Raw genomic sequence first — 17,167 nt, 5'->3', positions numbered from 1 at the left:
AGGATGAGAAATATGGAACGCGTCACACTGCCCGACGGCCAGCTCCACCCGCTCTTCGAGGTTCTCGCTTCACCGCTCGGCCTGATCGTTCGTGGGCTCTCCGATCTGCTGAGCCCACTGGTGGCCCACTCGGCGTTGATCATGCTCACCGCCGATCCCAGCGGCGGGCGCATCCAGTGCTGCGGCGATCCGACCGTCCAGCGCGGGGTTCGAGGACTGGATCTCGATCAGCTCAGGAGCAAGATCGGCGGCGTCGAGGGCGTGCACGGAACCACACTGCGCGTCGGCGATGCCCGGCGCCCCGCGATCCAGGTGGTGGCCCGCAACGGTGCGCTCCTGGTGCTCACCGATCCCGGCCCGGTGGCGGATCTCGACCCGCTGCTGGACATCTGGAACATCGTCGCTCTGCACGTGCAGGAGCGCGCAGATGAAGCCGCCCCCGACTATCTGCGACATGCACGCTCCACCGCAGGGCTGCGCCTGCAGGTGCTGAGCGAGATCAAGGACGAGTACTCCGCGACCCTGGACAGCATCCTCGTTCCGCTCAGGTCGGGGCAGCTGTCCGATGCCTCCGCGCGAGACGCCGCCATCGCGAGGTCCGCCGCGGGCTTGAAGCGACTTCGTGGGATGACCGAGCAGGCACACACCGTGGCGGCAGAGTCGGTGACGCTGGCCTTCGCGCGGCTGAAGGAAGAACTCTGGTCCGCCGCGCGGTCCTGGCACGTTGAACTGGAGTTCATAGAACCTCCTGAGGGTGACCATCTGATCCCTGACGATGTGGCCCGTGGCGCCAGAGCCGTGGTCCACCGGTTCATTCTCAGCCGGATGCAGCGCTCCGAGATCAGCCGTGTGCGCGTGCAGTGGTCCTGCGACGGGACCGACCTGATCGTCAAGGTTCGGGATGATGGTGATGGTGGGACCGCAGATGACGAGACTCTGCTGCAGAGCGTTCAGCAGCGCATCCATGCCCTCCGAGGCCAGCTGGCGGTCAACTCCACGTCGGGATGGGGTGCCGAGCTCTCAGCGGTCCTGCCCCTGGAGCCTCCCTTGGTTCGACCCTCCACGGCCGCCATAGCGGGTCTGCGGCCACGGGAGATGCAGGTGGCGAACCTGCTTGCTTCAGGCAGCCGGAATCGCGCCATCGCTGAAGAGCTGGGTATCAGCGAGAACACGGTGAAGTTCCACATCTCACGGATCCTGCACAAGCTGCAGGCCGGGTCCCGGGCGGAGGCCATCGCCACGCTCCTCACGGAGCAACAGACCTGAGAGTCCCGGAACCGGTTCACCATCTCCGAGCCCCGACCCGGTGGGCTACTGTGTCAGCGCCTCATCCAGGATCCGAGCCTGTTGCAGTGAGAAGTGATCCTCGCCCTCCGGATACTCGGCCATGACCTGCTTGAATCCCTGTTGGCGGTACCAGGCCGAGCCCTCTCGGGTGGCTGTGACTGCGTCGAACGGGGCGTAGGGGACCGAGCCGTCATCCAATGTTCCGGTCACCCAGATCAGGTCCAGGGACAGTCGCTGCTCCGCGCTAGGTTCTTCCACGGCTATCTGTGGAGCTCCTCCGCCCCCGATCATCACGGCGCCACCTGTGACCACCTCAGGAGTCCGGGGAAGCACGCCATAGGTGATCATCTCGGCTCCTCCCGAGTACCCCATCCACCAGACCCGCTCAGGATCGACGGGAAAGGACTGCGTCACGCGTTCGGTCAACAGGTCGTTCAGCCACGGAAGGTTCGTGGAGATGTCCTGCCACCAGGTGACCTCGCCCTGCACATCCGGCGTCAGCGGAGCCAACAACACCATGTTCTGGGACGCGGCGACCGCGGCGAGACAGTTCAACAGACCATCGGGGTTCTCGAACTCAGCGCCGCCGTCCCCGTGGAGCCTCACCACGACCCCGACTGGCTCATCGAAGTCCACGCCCCTGGTGAACAGGTGGTAGCTGCTGGTCGTGTCGCCCGAGGTGAACTCCTGATCAAGCTGGATCGCCTCCGCGGCGCCATCAGGCCCACCGGACTCACCAGGCTCACCGGACTCGTCGGCAACGCCGATGCCGGTCACGCGGTCGGGCTGAGCGCGCGGGTCTGGCGGCAGGATTCCGTGGGCCTCACACCGGGCCGGGGAATTCTCCTCCGTCTCGGTGGCCTCGTCCTCGCCCAGGAGCAGGCTCATGACGAAGAGCCCGAGGACTCCGGCGAGCACGGCCGCCAGCAGTCCGCACAGCAGCACCCAACGCGTGGTCATAGTGGTCATCCTTGCGCCTGCGCCGTGCGTCGGCCCCGATGCTTCTTCGGAGACTCCTGTCGACGGATCTGATCGGGGTCATGCACCGCCCCGGGTGGCCTCTGCCATGAGTCTAGGAGATGCTCGGTCGCGGGGGAGCGAAAAGGCGCCAGGGTCAGCGTGATCAAGGATGGATCTTCCACTCAGCGCAGATCGGGCAGCATCGGCTCGAACAGCCAGCCATGCAGCAGCGACCGCGCGGGCTGCCCGGTGACTCGCTCGGCATGGTCGAGGAAGTCCGCGGTGGTCACGGAGCCATATCGATTCTCCGCCGTCCATGAGCGCAGCACCCGGAAGAACATCTCCTCACCGGAGAACATGCGCAGTGCGTGCAGCGTGAGCGCCCCGCGCAGGTAGATCCGGTCGTCGAACATGTCGGGTCCGCTGGGATCGGCGAGCACGATGTTCTGAGGCAGCGAGGCCAGCCGGTCGTGCGCCGCGCGAGCGTGTGCATCGGCGCCGAGCTGGCCGGAGGCTTCCGACCACAGCCACTCCGCGTAGCTGGCAAAACCTTCATTGAGCCAGATGTCGGTCCAGAGTCGCGGAGTCACGGAGTTGCCGAACCATTGGTGGGCGAGTTCATGGGCGATCAGGCGCTCGGAGTCCCAGCCCGGGCTCAGGTGGTTCGCCCCCAGGATCGACAGCGGTTGAGATTCAAGCGGAATCTCCAGTTCGTCGTCGGTCACCACGACCGTGTAGGCGCTGAAGGGATACTCGCCGAAGTCTCGTTCGAAGACCGTCAACATCGCATGTTGCTTCGCCAGGGCGTCCTGCGCCCGCTGCCACTGGTGCTCCCCGCAGGCCAGCCCCAGGGGCACTCGGGCCGGAGGGTGCGCAGCAGCTGCGATCGGACCGCGCCGGTATGCTCCGATCTGGACCGTCGCGAGGTAGGTCGCCAGCGGTCGGTCGGACTCCCAGGTCCAGGCCGTGCGGCTGCCCTCAGCGGTCACCTGACGCAGCTCTCCGTTGCTGATCGCGGTGTAGTCCGAGTCGAGCACAACCTTGCAGCGGTAGGTGGACTTGTCACTGGGGTGGTCGTTGCAGGGGAACCAGGTGGCTGCCCCATTGGGCTGCCCGGCCACCAGCGCGCCGTCGCTGAGTTCCTCCCAGCCGACGGCGCCCCACGGGCCCTTCCTCGGTCGGGGCTTTCCTCGATAGTCCACGTCGATGATGAGCGCCTGGTCCGTGGCGAAGCGACCCGGGAGCACGAGCTTCGTGCGGGTCTGTTTGTACCGGGTCTGGGTACCGTCGAGGAGCACCTGGCTGACCTTCAGGCCGCACAGATCAAGCTCGATGCTGGAGGTCTCGGTGAGTACGCGCACGTGGAGCCTTGCGTGGCCGGTGAGGCGGTTCGGCCGGACCTCATAGTCGAGATCCAGGTCGTAGTGCTCGACCTTCAGCTCCGCTGAACCTGAGGTCGGAGTGTAGGGGTCTGGCTGGCTCATGGTGAAACACGCGTCCTTCTACAAGATCGAATTTCCAGGCTGCGGCCCCGCCCGCCGCGAAGCGGTGTGAGAATGAGCTGACTCGATGACATGCAGCGCTCAACACGGGTTTCGGGAGGTGGGTCGGTGGAATGGACGTTCGGGGCTGACCGCGATGCGGACTCGGTCGTCCGCGCCCTGGTGGCGCGGACCTACGGCGTGGACCCGCTCCGGGTGGAGCTGCCGCGCCGAGGCGGAGTGCCCGAGGCCAGGATCGACGGACACCGGGTTGAACTCTCCAGGTCCCGCTCGAACGGATACCTCGCAGCGGCCTGTGCCGGCCCCGGGGAAGAGTCTTCCCTGGGGATCGACATCGAGCTGGTCCGACCGTTCCTGGAGTCGGTCACTGAGCCCGTCGAGTTCGCCGAGGTGGTTCTGGCACCCGAGGAGCTGAAGTGGTTCCGTGAGACGAGGGGTGCGGCCAGGGCCCGGCGGCTGGCCTGGCTGCTGCGCGCCTGGGTGCGCAAGGAGGCGGTGCTCAAGTCGCTGCACACCGGGTTCGACACCGGCCGCGGCGGCCTGTCGCCCATTGCGGTGGTGCTGAACGCGCCCTGGGAAGCGCCGGTCTGTCTCAGCCACGACCAGATCACGGTGACCGACCTGCGCACCCTGACCGGAAACGCCGCCCTGACCGGGACCGAAGGTCAGGTCAGGACCGAGGGCCCGGTCGGGGAGAACGCCCGGGACAGCGGTCTGGTGATGCTGGCTCTTGCAGAGAACCCGGGCCCGATCAGTCGTCCTGATCGATGACCCAGCGGGTCGAGGCAGAGTCCGTCCTGGAACGACTAGCCCCGTCGACCCTGCGACCAGGGCCCGGAATCTCCGCGGTTCTCGGAGGTGCCGGAGCCCTCGGTCTTGCCCCGCCAGCGTTCCTTCACATCCTCGGGCAGGTCGTCCCATGGCTCCGCTTCAGACATCATCAGGCCGGCGAGCAGCTTTCTGCGTTCTTCGTACAAGGCTTTGGCCGCGTCGTCGCGATTGCTGCGCACGTACCCCTCCAGCACCTTGGAAGACAAAGGACAGAATGCGCGCACACGTGGCTGCGCCTGGTTCTCGAACGTCAGTCTAGTGGACCGAGAATCACAGGACGCTCAGTGTCTTGATAGCGGTGTCCTCTCTTCCAGGCGGTTGCTGACCCGGTCCCGCACGGTCTTGGTGGCCACGGAGATGCCGTGTTCCAGCGGGCCTGGGCCTTGGAAGTGTCTCCAGACCAGTGCGAACCCGGTGGCCGCCAGCATCTGAATGATGAAGGACACCCATGGCGCATAGGCGAGGATGCCGGTGGCCAACATCAGCAGATGCGCACAGTACAGCGTCAACGTCATGCTGCCGATCGCCGCCAAGGGCTGCACCACGCGTGCGGCCCAGCGCCCCAGCAGCAGCATCGCTCCCAGCACGGCCGTCGCGATGCCCAGCGAATGCAGGACCTCGAACGGCGTCGAGGTATAGGGGGCCAAGACGGTGAGCCACCACCAGGTGGTGCTCGGGAGGTCCGGTGGCGGACCCCAGGTGAGGAATTCCTCGATCTCTACCGCTGACCACGGGGTCGCCGCGAACAGCTGACCGCGGCCGCCCAGCGGGCCCTGCAGCAGCGCCGAGCTCAACCAGACGACGACGGCGACAACGGCACCGGTGATGAACAGTCGGATGGCCGTGGATTTCGCCTGCAGATCGAGGCGTCCGATCGCCATGCCGGCACACACGTAGGCCAGCCACGGGATGACGGGGAAGCTGCCGGTGAACAACACCACGCTGAGGAACGCGATCGGGTCCGTGACCAGTGTGGTGAGGGTCGGATCGTAGCCGTCGAGGGTCGGCAGCGAGTTCTGCGTCAGATGGACCAGCACCGGGCCCAGCACCGCGATCCCGACGGCGACCGCCACCAGCGCCCGGAATGAGAGCCGGAGCAGTGGGATGGCCAGCAGGAACATGGCGCCGTAGTAGACCAGGATGATGGCGGCCGGCGGGTCGGCGTAGGCCAGGAGCAGCCCCAGGACGGCGATCAGCACCGCCCGCACGGCGAGCGCCGCCTTCGCGGCGGTCATCGCGTGGCCCCGCAGCGGGCGTCGCCCGCCCGTCAGGAACGCCAGCGTCACGCCTGCCAGCAGTGCGAAGAGCGTTGCCCCGACCCCGGAGAAGGCAGACCAGATGAAGGTTGGGCCGCCGTTCTGCGTCCAGGACGGAAGAACATGGATGGCCACCATGAAGACCAGCGCGAGACCTCGAGTCGCATCGACCGCGATCAGGCGGCGCTTGGGCTTCTGCCCGGCCGAGGCGGCCGAGGCGAGGGCTGGGGCACCCCGGGTTGTCCCCTTCATGGCAGTCTCAGGCTGAGCACCGGCCGTGCGCCGCCGGACTGGTACACCGTGGCCTCCGCAGAGACCATGGCTCGAGCCGGCATGACTCGGTCCGGGATCCCGGACTCCGCCAGGTCCAGCGAGAGCTGCCGGCTCTCGGCGTCGTCGAGATCCAGCAGCGGCAGGCGCACAGGCCCGCCGGGCAGGCCCTGCATCGCCAACGCAGCCTTGACCGAGGCGGCTGCGGGCGCGCGGAACATGCCCTCATAGATGGCGAGCAGCTGACGGTGGATGCCGGCGGCCTGAACGGTTCTTCCCTGCTGGTGACAGCGTTGCAGGTGGCGCAGCAGGTCGGCGGCGACGTGGCCGACCACAGACACGAACCCGGTTGCTCCGATCGAGAGCAGCGGCAGGTTCAGCATGTCGTCCCCCGAGTAGTAGGTCAGGTCCGTGTGCCGCATGACCCAGGAGCTCGATGCCAGATCGCCCTTGGCGTCCTTGACCGCAACGATCTGCGGGTGCTGCGCGGCCGCAGCGAAGGTCTCCCGGCTGATCGCGACCCCGGTGCGTTTCGGGATGTCGTAGAGCATCACGGGCAATGATGTGCTCTCTGCGACTGCGGTGAAGTGCCGCAGCAGCCCGGCCTGGCTGGGACGGCAGTAATATGGCGCGACCACCAGCAGGCCATCGGCGCCGGCCTCCGCAGCAGCCTGCGCCAGGTCGATGCTGTGCTGGGTGTCGGCCACCCCCACTCCGGCGATCACCGTGGCCCGTCCACCGACCGCGGCGGCCACCGTGCTGACCATCGCCGTCTTCTCCGCGTCGGTGGTGGTGATCGACTCCCCAGTCGTGCCGTTGACGACCAGGCCGTCGTTCCAACCGTCACGGGTGAGCCAGCCGGCAAGGTCCCTGGCGCCATCGAGGTCCAGCTGACCAGACGGGTCGAAGGGCGTCACCATGGCTGTCACCACGGTGCCGAAGGGGGGAGCGAGCCGAAACCTGAAATCGGGTGTCGAATCCATCGGGTCTCCTTCTTCCGTTCTCAACGAAGCGTCCCGGCGGGCGCCAGGGACTCTCGAGTCCCGGCGCTGACCTGAGTCCGCCGGATCGGGTTCCCGTTCCATGTGGTGGACTCCGGGATGGACTCCGAGCGCATCACCAGAGACCCTGCGCCCACACTTGCGTGGGCACCCAGGGAGCTTCCGGGGAGCACGATGCTGTTCGGCCCGAGCGAGGAACCCTCCTCGAAATGGACGCGGTCCAGTCGCATGATGCGGTCGTGGAACAGGTGGGTCTGCAGCACCGTGCCGCGGTTGACCGTGGCCGCCTTGTCGAGCTGGATCAGATCGAACTCGGGCAGCCACCAGGTCTCACACCAGACGCCGCGGCCGATGCGAGCACCCATTCCGCGCAGCCACAGGTTCAACAGCGGGGTGCCCAGGCTCATCCGAATCAGTCCGGGAACAGCAAGCGCCTCGGAGAAGCAGTCGGCGAGCTCGTTGCGCCAGACGAAGGAGCTCCACAGCGGCTTCTGGGTCGCCTTGAACCGACCGATGAGCAGCCACTTGGCCGCCATCGGGATGAGAGCGGCAACTATTCCGCTGGCCAGCAGCACCGGTCCGGAGAACAGCACCGCGACCAGGAGGCCATAGGCGTCGAATATCGTGGAGAGCACGAAGACCGTGATCAGGGCCAGCCAGGCCGTGATGAACATCGGCACGATCCGGCACAGCTCGACGGTGGCGCGGGCGACCTTGAGCCGGCGGCTGGGCTCGTAGGTCAGCGAGGCATCGACGGGTTCAGGGGCCCGCGGCAGCTCGATCGGCGGGTTGCCGAGCCACAGGGAGTTTGACGGCATGCTCTTCGGTGCGCTGGAGAGCACGGCGACCAGCGAGTTCGAAGGCATCCTCTGATCTGGACCGAGGATCGCCGAATTGCCGAGGAACGCCTTCTGCCCGACGCTGCCGCTCTCGAGCCGCAGCCAGCCGTGACGCACATACTTGGAGGAGACCAGCGAATGGTCGGCCAGGAACGCCTTGTCACCGACGCTGGTCAGATGTGGAACTGTTTCAACCGTGGCAGCTTCCACGTCCTTGCCCACATGTGCGCCCAGCAGGCGCAGCCAGAACGGGGTCGCCATGCTGCTGTAGAGCGGGTACATGTTGATCAGAGACTTCGACATCAGCTGCCCGGACATCCAGGCGGCCCAGGCGGGAACGCTGTGCACCGAGTGGGTGCCTCGAGGCATGAGTCGACCCATCAGACGGACGGATCCGGCGAGCAGGCCGAGGTATGTCACCACGGTGATGATCACGAACACGGGTGTCCATGCGGCCAACGTCCACAGCGCAGGCGCCAGGGCCTCGAAGTCGGAGATCAGGTAGAACATGAGGGCTGCGCCGGGCAGCGGTGCCGCCAGCGCCAGGAGTCCCAGCAGGGCGAGCCCGATCGGGTACAGCAGGTCGGTGCCGCGGGAGTGCGGGCTTTCCTGCTGCGTCGATTCCGGCCAGTCTTGTCCTGAGGTGCCGACCCGCTCCAGCGGCGAGCCTGCCCAGTATTCGTTCTTCGGGACCATGCCGGTGACCACGCTGGCGGGGGCGATCTCTGCGTCGTCGCCGATCACGGCGCCGCCCTGCAAGGTCGTCCTGGTGCCCACGCGGGCGTTCTGCCCGATGCGTACGATGCCGATGTGCAAGGTGTCGCCCTCGAGCCAATGCCCGGCGAGGTCCACGTCGCGCTCGATGGACGCCCCCGACTCGATCGCGGCCAGGCCGGTGACCGGCGGAAGCGCGTCCAGGTGCACGTCCTTGCCGACTCCGGCACCCAGGGCGCGCGCGAATGCTGGTGCCATGGGGGTGCCCATGAGCCCGTCCAGCTGGCAGAAGGTCATGATCCGCTCTGCGGCCCAGAGCCGGATGTGTACCAGCCCGCCGCGTGGATAGATGCCTGGCCTGACCTGGAACAGCAGGAGTCGGGAGGAGGCGATCGCTGCCAGTGCTCGCGCTGGCAGGCTGAACAGGACCGCCCAGGCGATGATGGTCGGAACCAGCGGCGGGTTCGGAACCCACGGGGTCTCCCCGATCTGGAACAGCACCAGGCAGACGATGGCGATTCCGGTGACGTAGCGCAGGCCGATGATCCCGTAGAGGCTCGCGATCAGCGGCAGCTGCAGGAAGCCGGTCCATCGCGGCGTGGGACGGGTCGTTCGTTCTACCGCGGATGTCGGATCCAGCTGCCGCAGGTGTGAGGACATCGCCGAAAGCGTGGGGTGGGCGTAGAGGTCAGCGATCGAGACATCCGGGTAGCGCTTGCGCAGCATCGAGACCAGCTGGGCGGCGCTCAGGCTGGAGCCGCCCAAGGTGAAGAAGTCACTCTCTGCGCTCATGGGCACCGGTCCGAGCAGGCTGGTCCACTTCTCGGCCAGCCAGACGAAGTCGGTATGCAGCGTGGCCGCAGCGGCCGCCGCGCTCGGGTCTGCTGGCAGCGGCCAGGGCAGAGCCTTGCGGTCGACCTTGCCGGAGGTCTTCACCGGCAGTTCATCGATCACCGCAAGTGCGGGGACGAGCCGTCCCGGCAGCTGCTCACTGAGTCGGGCGCGGGCCTCGGCCAGGTCGATGACCTGCCCAGCAGCGGGCACCAGGTATCCGGCGAGGATTCCGTTGCCGTCCGGGCTCGTCTGCACGGCACTCGCGCCAGCGGCGACATTCGGCAGGTGGCTCAATGCATCATCGACCTCACCCAGCTCGATTCGCTGGCCGGCAAGCTTGACCTGATCATCCGCTCTGCCCACGAAAACCAGTCCCTCGATCTCGGCCCGCACCAGATCCCCGCTGCGATAGGCGCGCGGCCAACCGAGCGTGGTCATCGGCGCGTACTTCTCGGCGTCCTTCTCCGGGTCCAGATATCGGCCCAGTCCGGCTCCGCCGATCACAAGCTGTCCAACCTCGCCCCAGGGCACCGGCTGATCCTCGGCGTCCACCACTGCCAGCTGCCACCCGCGCAGCGGAAGCCCGATGCGCACCGGAGTAACGCCGTCGACCAGTGCCGCGGTGGAGACGACGGTGGCCTCGGTGGGTCCGTAGGTGTTCCACACCTCCCGGCCGTCGGTGGCCAGGCGTGCCGCGAGCTCGGGTGGGCAGGCCTCTCCACCGAAGATGAGCAGCCGGATGTTGTCCAGGGACTCCGCGGGCCACATCGCGGCCAGCGTCGGCACGGTGGAGATGGCGGTGATTCCGCGCGCAGCCATCCAGGGTCCGAGGTCTTCGCCGGCTCGGACAACGTCGCGGGGCGCAGGCACCAGGCAGGCGCCGTAGCGCCAGGCCAGCCACATCTCTTCGCAGGACGCGTCGAAGCCCACCGACAGTCCGGCAAGCACTCGATCACCTGGCCCAAGCGGTGCATCTACGCAGTAGACCGAGGCCTCGGCGTCCACGAACGCCGCTGCGGACCGGTGCGAGATCGCGACTCCCTTGGGCTTCCCGGTGGAGCCGGAGGTGAAGATGATCCAGGCGTCGTCGTCTCCGGTGGGGCGATGATATTCCCCGTGCGGGGGAGACTCTGGTCGGAGGTGCACGTTCAGACCGGATCCGATCACGGCGCTCACGCTGGCCTCTTCCCAGACCAGGTTGGCGCGCTCTTCCGGTTCGTCGTGATCCACCGGAACGTAGGCCGCACCACGGTTCATCGCTGCCAGGACGGCGATGTAGAGATCATTCGTCCCGGATGGCACGCGGATGCCCACCCGGTCTCCGGTGCCGACGCCGGACTCACGCAGGATCTGCGCCACCGATTCGATGCGGCCCAGCAGGTCCATGTAGGTCAGCGCGACGACGCCGTCGTCGAGCGCGATCGCGTCGGGATAGGTGTCCACCGTGGTGAAGAAGATGTCCAAAAGGGTGCGAGGGGCCGCAACAGCCCCGCCGGAGTAGACAGCGGTCGAAGGAGCGAGGTGTCTCCGATGGTCACTGAGCTTCGGAGTTCCGGCGGGCGCGGTCAGTGCAATGACCTCGTCCGATTTCTCTCCGCGTCGGACTGGGACAGAAGAAGCCTTCGATACAAGCTCCGGGGTCACCGAGGGGAGGGCCTTCGGCGAGCCTTCATATAGAACCATGAATCACCTTTTCGGCGGATAGCGTCAACGCCCCTATCGTTTCCAGGCGCGACCAATGGGTCCCGGTCCGCATGGCGGATCGGTTGTAACAGGGGATACGCGGGGATCTGGAGCGGCGTTCAACGCAGGGCCAAAGAATCTGCGGCACCTGACTCGGGGAGGTCTCTGTCAGAAGACGCGCAGGCGTCCTGCCGAGGAGTTCAGGCCATGGGATGCGTCGACGCGAGAGCGCGCGCATGCCCGGGTGAATACTCAGTTTCAAATGTGATTTTAATCACATCTTGTGGAAGCAAAGTGAGCGGGGCTACTCTACTAGTGGCTCAGCACTTAAGGACCGTCCCCGGTTGAAATCCTTGCACCGGAAGCGATAGGGGACTAGGAAGGTGAGTTCTTATGCCTGTTTCTTCCTCCGTTCAGCACCACACCCCCGTGAAGCTGCTCGCTGGTCACACCCGCCCGCCCAGTCGTTCCGATCTGCGCCGGCCCGTCGTCTGGCGCCGGCCTGCGACGGAGTACTCGGTGAGGTCCACGGCGGAGGAGAAACCTTGCTCACGCCCCACCGGGTCGGGCAGAGGTGTCCCCCATGCGCGCCGATGATGACTCGCCCTTCGAGGTGCAGGGAGCGTTCGCCGAGCATGGTGCTGCGCTCTATTCGTTCGCGCTCAACGCCCTCGGGGACCGCGCCGAGGCCGAGGACTGCGTCCAGGAAGCCTTCATCCGGGCCTGGCGGAGCAGAGATCGGTACAGCACATCACGTGGATCCGTGCGCACCTGGCTGTTCGCCATCACCCGGAATCTGGTCATCGATGCGCTGCGCGCCCGCGCCCGGCGCCCGGCACCCTCGGATCCGGAGAAGATCGCGTGGGCGAGCGAGCCGGTGACAGAGGACCTGCTCATCGTGGAGCGCCTGGTCCTCTACGAGTCCCTGGCGACCCTCACCTACGAGCACCGAGAGGTGATTGCCGCAGTTCAGCTGGACGCGTAGGGTATCAAGAGCTTTCGGAGCGGACCGGGATTCCGGTCGCGACCTTGCGGACGCGAATGTACTACGGGATGAGGTCCCTTCGGACTGCAATGGGAGGTGATGCTCACGATGACGGAAATGCCTTCGCGGCGCGCGGAGCTCATCGCCGGGGCGCTGACGGGCGACCTCAGTGACCACGAGCGGCTCGAGCTTGACCAGGCCCGAGCCGCAGACCCGTCGATCGACGTGGAGCTCGCAGAGCTTCGCTCGGCTGCCGCACGCCTGGACGCGGCGGACATCACCTGGCGCGAGGAGCCGCCGCCTGCGTCTCTTGCAGAGCGCATCCGGGCCGCCACCTCCGAGGCTGCCCCTGACTCCGAGGATGAGGATAGGCGCTCGGCATCCTGACCTCACTGGACCGCCCCTATCCGGATCAACGGCGAGGGTGAGGCCTGGAGATCCGTGCCTGCGCCTGACCTGCGGTCGGAATGCTCGACTGTTCAAGATCGCCTCGTATAGGTTGAGAACGAGGCGGAGCGACCGCACAGCATAGGAGGCGCCATGACTCAGCACCCAGGCCAGAACGAACCTTCTGAGGGCGAGGACCAGAACCCGGGCCAGCGCCCGGGAGAGACCCCTGAAGACGCCGACTCACAGGGTCACCAGCCCACCAGGCCACTGGGCGCCACGCCGAACGAGCCCCGCGTCCCCGGGCGTCCCCCCGGCCAGTCGCCGAACCAGCCGAACAAGCCTGGAACGGGCCCCGGCCAGCCCGACGCGGGCCGCTATGGTCAACCAGCGCCGCCGCAGCAGGCGCCAGGCGCCGGCCCCTCCGGCTACGATCCCTCGGGCTATGGGTATGCACAGCAGCAGGGCGGCTACCCCGGTCCGAACCAACCAGGCCAGCCGAACCAGCCCGGGCAGGGCCCCGGTCGACCCGGTCAGGGTCAGCCCGGCCCGGCCGCTCAGCAGTACCCTGGCCAGTACTCCGGTCAGCCGTACCAGCAGCCATACCCGCAGCCTCAGGGAGCCCCGACGAAGCACCGGTCGCCGGAGGGCAAGAACTTCTTTGCGGCGCTCTTCGACTTCTCGTTCCAGAGCTTCGTGACCGTCAAGTTCGCCAAGTTCATCTACGCGATCCTGATCGCGTTCATCGCACTGGGGTACCTGCTGGTCGTCATCACCGCCTTCACCGACAGCGCCGCCGCGGGCTTGCTCGTGCTTCTGCTGGGCTGGATCCCTGCGGTGATCTATCTGATCCTGATCCGGATCTCGCTGGAGTTCATGATCGCGCTGGTCCGCACCTCGCAGAACACCGCCGGGACCCGGACCGAGATCGAAGCGCTGCGGTCTGAGCTGAAGAACAGCCGCTGAGCCTCCGCGCCTCCTCCGGGCATGACGACGACGGCGCCTGATCCTCCACGTGGAGGACCAGGCGCGTCGTCGTTCAGTGGTTGTTCTGGATCTGCTGAGTCAGCCCAGATCCACCAGCACGGGGGCGTGGTCGGAGGCGCCCTTGCCCTTGCGCTCCTCACGGTCGATCGACGCGGAGCTCACGCGTTCGGTCAGTGCGGGCGAGCCCAGCACGAAGTCGATCCGCATGCCTTCCTTCTTCGGGAAGCGCAGCTTGGTGTAGTCCCAGTAGGTGTAGACCCCGGGGCCGGGGGTGTGGGGCCGGACGACCTCGGTGTAGCCGCTGTCCAGGAAGCCCTGGAACGCCTCGCGCTCGGGCGCTGAGACGTGGGTCAGGCCCTGCTCGCGGAAGAAGTCGATGTCCCAGACGTCCTCGTCCTGCGGGGCGATGTTGAAGTCGCCCATCAGCGCGATCTGAGCCTTGGGGTCCTCGTTCAGCCAGGACTGCGCGTGCTCATTGAGCTGCCGCAGCCAGGCGAGCTTATAGCTCATGTGCTCGTCCTCGAGGGAGCGCCCGTTGGGGACGTAGAGGCTCCAGATGCGCACTCCGCCGCAGGTCGCGGCGATGGCGCGGGCCTCCTGGATGGGGTCCTTGCCACCCTTGCCGAACACCGGCTGGTCTTCGAAGGTCCGTTCCACGTCCTTCATGCCGACTCGGGAGGCTATGGCCACCCCGTTCCACTGGCTCAGCCCGAAGTGCGCGACGTCGTAGCCGTTGGCCTCGAAGAGCTCCCAGGGGAAGTTCTCGTCCTTGCACTTGGTCTCCTGGATCGCCAGGACGTCCACGTCCGATCGATCCAGCCAGGCCTCGACCCGGTCGGCCCGGGCCCGCATCGAGTTCACATTCCATGTCGCAATCCGCATGGGTTCAAAACTACCAGCGGCCTTCGACGACGGCGCGGCGCAGCGTCACCGGCGGCGGTCACCACCGAGGCTGATGTTCAGCCGTGGCGCCACCAGTCGTCCTGGATGGTCACCGGGACGGTTCGCTTGTGTCGGGTGCGCAGGTAGTGCTCTTCCAGGACAGCTGCCTCGCTGTCCGGGATCTCGCGGCCCTCGAGGTAGTCATCGATGTGGTCGTAGCTGATCCCGAGCTCGGTCTCATCGAGCTGGCCGGGCTTGTCATCGAGGAGATCCGCGGTCGGGGCCTTGGACCAGAGCGTCTCGGAGGCGCCGAGGTGGCGCAGCAGCTGCCGGACCTGGCGCTTGTTCAACGTGAACAGCGGCAGCACATCGGCGCCGCCGTCGCCGTACTTGGTGAAGAATCCCGTGATGGATTCGGACCCGTGGTCGGTCCCGATCACCAGCGCGTCGTTCTCCCCGCCGATGGCGTACTGCACGGTCATCCGCAGCCGGGCCTTGACATTGCCGCGGTGGTAATCACGCATCGGCCGGCCCAGAGCCTCGTCGAAGGCGGCGTTGACCCCGGTCACGGCCTTCTCGATATTGAAGGTATGTGTCTGATCGGGGGCGATGAACGCCAGGGCGGCGTCGGCATCGTCGGCGTCGTGCTGGACGCCGTGGGGCAGCCGCACCGCGTGGAACTGGGCCTCGTGGCCCTGCTCGCGCAGCCTCTCCACCGCGAGCTGGCAGAGCCTGCCTGCCAGCGAGGAGTCCACGCCGCCGGAGATGCCCAGCACGAAGCCCTTGGCCCGGGCGGTCTTGGCGTACTCCACCAGGAAATCGACCCGCCGATCGACCTCCGCCGCAGGGTCGATCTCGGGCTTGACGCCCATCTCTTCCACGATGTCTGTCTGAAGATCACGCATGCCCTGATTCTACTCAGGGGCAGATTTCGCTCAGATGACTGAGCGCTATGTGTCCAACTGATCTGACTGCGGCGCCGCTGGATAGGCTGACCGAACACGAGCACCGCCTGCCTGAGGGGCATGGCCTGTGCGAGACGATCCACTTGCCCGCTATGCGCGGTGGGACCGCGCCACCGAACGGCCGATGGCAATCATCGCGCTGCTCTTCCTCGGCGTCTACGCCTATGTGGTGATCGGCAATCTGCGTCTCTCCGGGGTCGACTGGCCGCGGGCCTTCATGACCGGAGTCTGGGTGATCTTCGCCCTGCACTACGTGATCAGTCTGGTGCTGGTGCGAGATCGGGTGCGCTGGTTCTTCACCCACCTGCACGAACTGGCGATGGCGCTGCTGCCGTTTCTGCGACCGCTGCAGCTGCTGCGGCTGGTGAAGCTGCTCTCGGTGCTGCACAAGACCGCCGGCACTGCGCTGCGCGGACAGGTCACGGTATATGTGGCAGGCACCTCCGCGATCCTGGTCCTCATCGCAGCTCTCGGTGTCCTCGATGCCGAACAGAACGCTCAGGGCGCGAACATCACCAGCTTCGGCGACGCCATGTGGTGGGCCTTCGTCACGATCACCACCGTGGGCTACGGGGACTACTACCCGGTCACGGACCTGGGACGCATGATCGCGGTCGGGCTGATGATCGCCGGCATCGCCCTGATCGGCTCCGTCACGGCGACGCTGGCCTCGTGGTTCGTGGAGAAGGTCGCGCAGACCCAGCAGGAGACGCAGGCGGAGGCGGATGCGGGCGGTGCCCAGCCGGATCAGGCGACGCAACCCGCGACCGGCTGAGCGGAGTCCCGGTGGGGCTCGCCTCGGCCCCCGGGTCCACACCACTAGAGGCCAAGACCATTGGCCCGCAACCCTGGAGGTGCAGCTTCTGGTGTGCCAGGCATGGCCCTCGGAATGAGCCGCTGGGTACGCTGGGGCGACACCACCCCGCAGGACCGAGGGGGACGCTCTGATGGCACCAGACGAGGCATCCGCACCGGGGTCCCGCGGAACCCGGACCCGTTCCGAGGTCGACTTCGGGGACCGCTATCGCCGCTGGGAGAAGGCCTCAGAGCTTCCGCTGACGATCGTGGCGCTGGTCTTCCTAGCGGTGTACGCGTATCTCGTGCTGGCCAACACCCGGGCCGCCGAGGTCTCCTGGCCGCGGATCTTCCTGTTCGGGGTCTGGGCGATCTTTGCTCTGCACTACCTGATCAGTCTGATGCTGGTGCGGAATCGAGGGCGGTGGTTCCTGACCCACCTGCACGAGCTGGCGATGGCGGTGCTGCCGTTCCTGCGACCGCTCCTGCTGCTTCGTCTGGTCAAGGTGGTCGCAGTGCTGCACCGCACGGTGGGCTCTGCGCTGCGCGAGCAGGTGTCGATCTACGTGGCTGGCGTCTCGGTGATGCTGGTGCTGGTGGCCTCGTTGGCGGTCCTGGATGCGGAGCAGAACGCCGAGGGGGCGAACATCACCAGCTTCGGGGACGCGATCTGGTGGACCTGTGTCACCATCAGTTCGGTGGGCTACGGCGACTACTATCCGGTCACCGGGCTGGGTCGTCTGCTCGCGATCGGGCTGATGATTGCCGGCATCGCGCTGCTCGGCTCCGTCACCGCGACGATCGCCTCGTGGTTCGTGGAGCGGATCGTTCAGGCGCAGCACCAGGTCGTGGCGCCTCCGGCACCCCCGGCGAGTGGCCGAGGCGGCGGGGCGGGATCTCAGCCTGAGGACGCCGACCCGGATTCGGAGACCGGGCCGGATTCGGGCGTCGACCTGGATTCGGGGACCGACTCGCGGCCGGGTCGATAG

The 17,167-nt window shown here is 66.9% G+C and carries 15 protein-coding genes; 7 read left to right on the top strand and 8 right to left on the bottom strand.

Annotated features, from left to right (window positions below; all coding sequences use genetic code 11):
- Window positions 1-12 precede the first annotated feature (12 nt).
- Window positions 13-1,266 (top strand): LuxR C-terminal-related transcriptional regulator, encoded by a 1,254-nt coding sequence (locus tag BG28_RS05055; protein ID WP_051501010.1) that lies wholly within the window; start codon window positions 13-15, stop codon window positions 1,264-1,266.
- A 45-nt stretch (window positions 1,267-1,311) separates the two neighbouring features.
- Here BG28_RS05055 and BG28_RS05050 read toward each other — a convergent pair whose 3' ends face one another.
- Entirely contained in the window at window positions 1,312-2,247 is a 936-nt protein-coding gene (locus BG28_RS05050; RefSeq protein ID WP_051501009.1) for a hypothetical protein, read from the bottom strand.
- A gap of 182 nt (window positions 2,248-2,429) precedes the next feature.
- On the bottom strand, window positions 2,430-3,731 hold the full coding sequence (locus BG28_RS05045; protein ID WP_036474585.1) for a M1 family metallopeptidase: 1,302 nt from the start codon (window positions 3,729-3,731) through the stop codon (window positions 2,430-2,432).
- A 126-nt stretch (window positions 3,732-3,857) separates the two neighbouring features.
- Between BG28_RS05045 and BG28_RS05040 the strand changes: the two genes are divergently transcribed.
- Entirely contained in the window at window positions 3,858-4,520 is a 663-nt protein-coding gene (locus tag BG28_RS05040) for a 4'-phosphopantetheinyl transferase superfamily protein (protein WP_036474584.1), read from the top strand.
- Between the two features lie 35 nt (window positions 4,521-4,555).
- On the opposite strand, the gene BG28_RS05035 is transcribed toward BG28_RS05040, so the two are convergent.
- From BG28_RS05035 to BG28_RS05020, 4 genes are all read right to left on the bottom strand, one after another.
- Complete coding sequence (locus tag BG28_RS05035) at window positions 4,556-4,759, bottom strand: hypothetical protein (RefSeq protein WP_036474583.1); 204 nt, start codon at window positions 4,757-4,759, stop codon at window positions 4,556-4,558.
- 102 nt (window positions 4,760-4,861) lie between these two features.
- Window positions 4,862-6,088, bottom strand: a complete 1,227-nt coding sequence (locus tag BG28_RS05030) for a heparan-alpha-glucosaminide N-acetyltransferase domain-containing protein (protein ID WP_036474582.1) — start codon at window positions 6,086-6,088, stop codon at window positions 4,862-4,864.
- A complete protein-coding gene (gene dapA, locus BG28_RS05025; RefSeq protein ID WP_084479454.1) occupies window positions 6,085-7,089 on the bottom strand; it encodes a 4-hydroxy-tetrahydrodipicolinate synthase in 1,005 nt (334 codons plus the stop codon). The genes BG28_RS05030 and dapA overlap by 4 nt, the downstream gene beginning before the upstream one ends.
- A 20-nt stretch (window positions 7,090-7,109) precedes the next feature.
- Window positions 7,110-10,958 (bottom strand): Pls/PosA family non-ribosomal peptide synthetase, encoded by a 3,849-nt coding sequence (locus BG28_RS05020; RefSeq protein ID WP_235180969.1) that lies wholly within the window; start codon window positions 10,956-10,958, stop codon window positions 7,110-7,112.
- A gap of 802 nt (window positions 10,959-11,760) precedes the next feature.
- Here BG28_RS05020 and BG28_RS05015 point away from each other — a divergent pair.
- The 3 genes from BG28_RS05015 (at window position 11,761) to BG28_RS05005 (ending at window position 13,515) form a co-directional block, all read left to right on the top strand.
- Window positions 11,761-12,162, top strand: a complete 402-nt coding sequence (locus BG28_RS05015) for a sigma-70 family RNA polymerase sigma factor (RefSeq protein ID WP_051501008.1) — start codon at window positions 11,761-11,763, stop codon at window positions 12,160-12,162.
- A gap of 108 nt (window positions 12,163-12,270) precedes the next feature.
- Window positions 12,271-12,549, top strand: a complete 279-nt coding sequence (locus BG28_RS05010) for a hypothetical protein (RefSeq protein ID WP_152539216.1) — start codon at window positions 12,271-12,273, stop codon at window positions 12,547-12,549.
- 153 nt (window positions 12,550-12,702) lie between these two features.
- On the top strand, window positions 12,703-13,515 hold the full coding sequence (locus BG28_RS05005; RefSeq protein WP_036474580.1) for a DUF4282 domain-containing protein: 813 nt from the start codon (window positions 12,703-12,705) through the stop codon (window positions 13,513-13,515).
- Between the two features lie 99 nt (window positions 13,516-13,614).
- Here the strand turns inward: BG28_RS05005 and BG28_RS05000 are convergent, their stop codons facing one another.
- Entirely contained in the window at window positions 13,615-14,418 is an 804-nt protein-coding gene (locus BG28_RS05000) for an exodeoxyribonuclease III (RefSeq protein WP_036474579.1), read from the bottom strand.
- 77 nt (window positions 14,419-14,495) lie between these two features.
- Window positions 14,496-15,323 carry an ammonia-dependent NAD(+) synthetase gene (gene nadE, locus BG28_RS04995; RefSeq protein WP_036474578.1) on the bottom strand — a complete coding sequence of 276 codons (828 nt, stop codon included), beginning with the start codon at window positions 15,321-15,323 and terminating at the stop codon, window positions 14,496-14,498.
- A gap of 127 nt (window positions 15,324-15,450) precedes the next feature.
- Between nadE and BG28_RS04990 the strand changes: the two genes are divergently transcribed.
- Together BG28_RS04990 and BG28_RS04985 are read left to right on the top strand one after the other, a co-directional pair.
- Window positions 15,451-16,158: a potassium channel family protein gene (locus tag BG28_RS04990; RefSeq protein ID WP_051501006.1), complete on the top strand. Its 708-nt coding sequence runs from the start codon at window positions 15,451-15,453 to the stop codon at window positions 16,156-16,158.
- Between the two features lie 172 nt (window positions 16,159-16,330).
- Window positions 16,331-17,167, top strand: a complete 837-nt coding sequence (locus tag BG28_RS04985; protein WP_051501005.1) for a potassium channel family protein — start codon at window positions 16,331-16,333, stop codon at window positions 17,165-17,167.

Source organism: Nesterenkonia sp. AN1 (assembly GCF_000582475.1).
GTDB lineage: Bacteria > Actinomycetota > Actinomycetes > Actinomycetales > Micrococcaceae > Nesterenkonia > Nesterenkonia aurantiaca.
The sequence above is the reverse complement of the archived record's forward strand: the minus strand, read 5'-3'. Positions and strand labels throughout refer to the sequence as shown.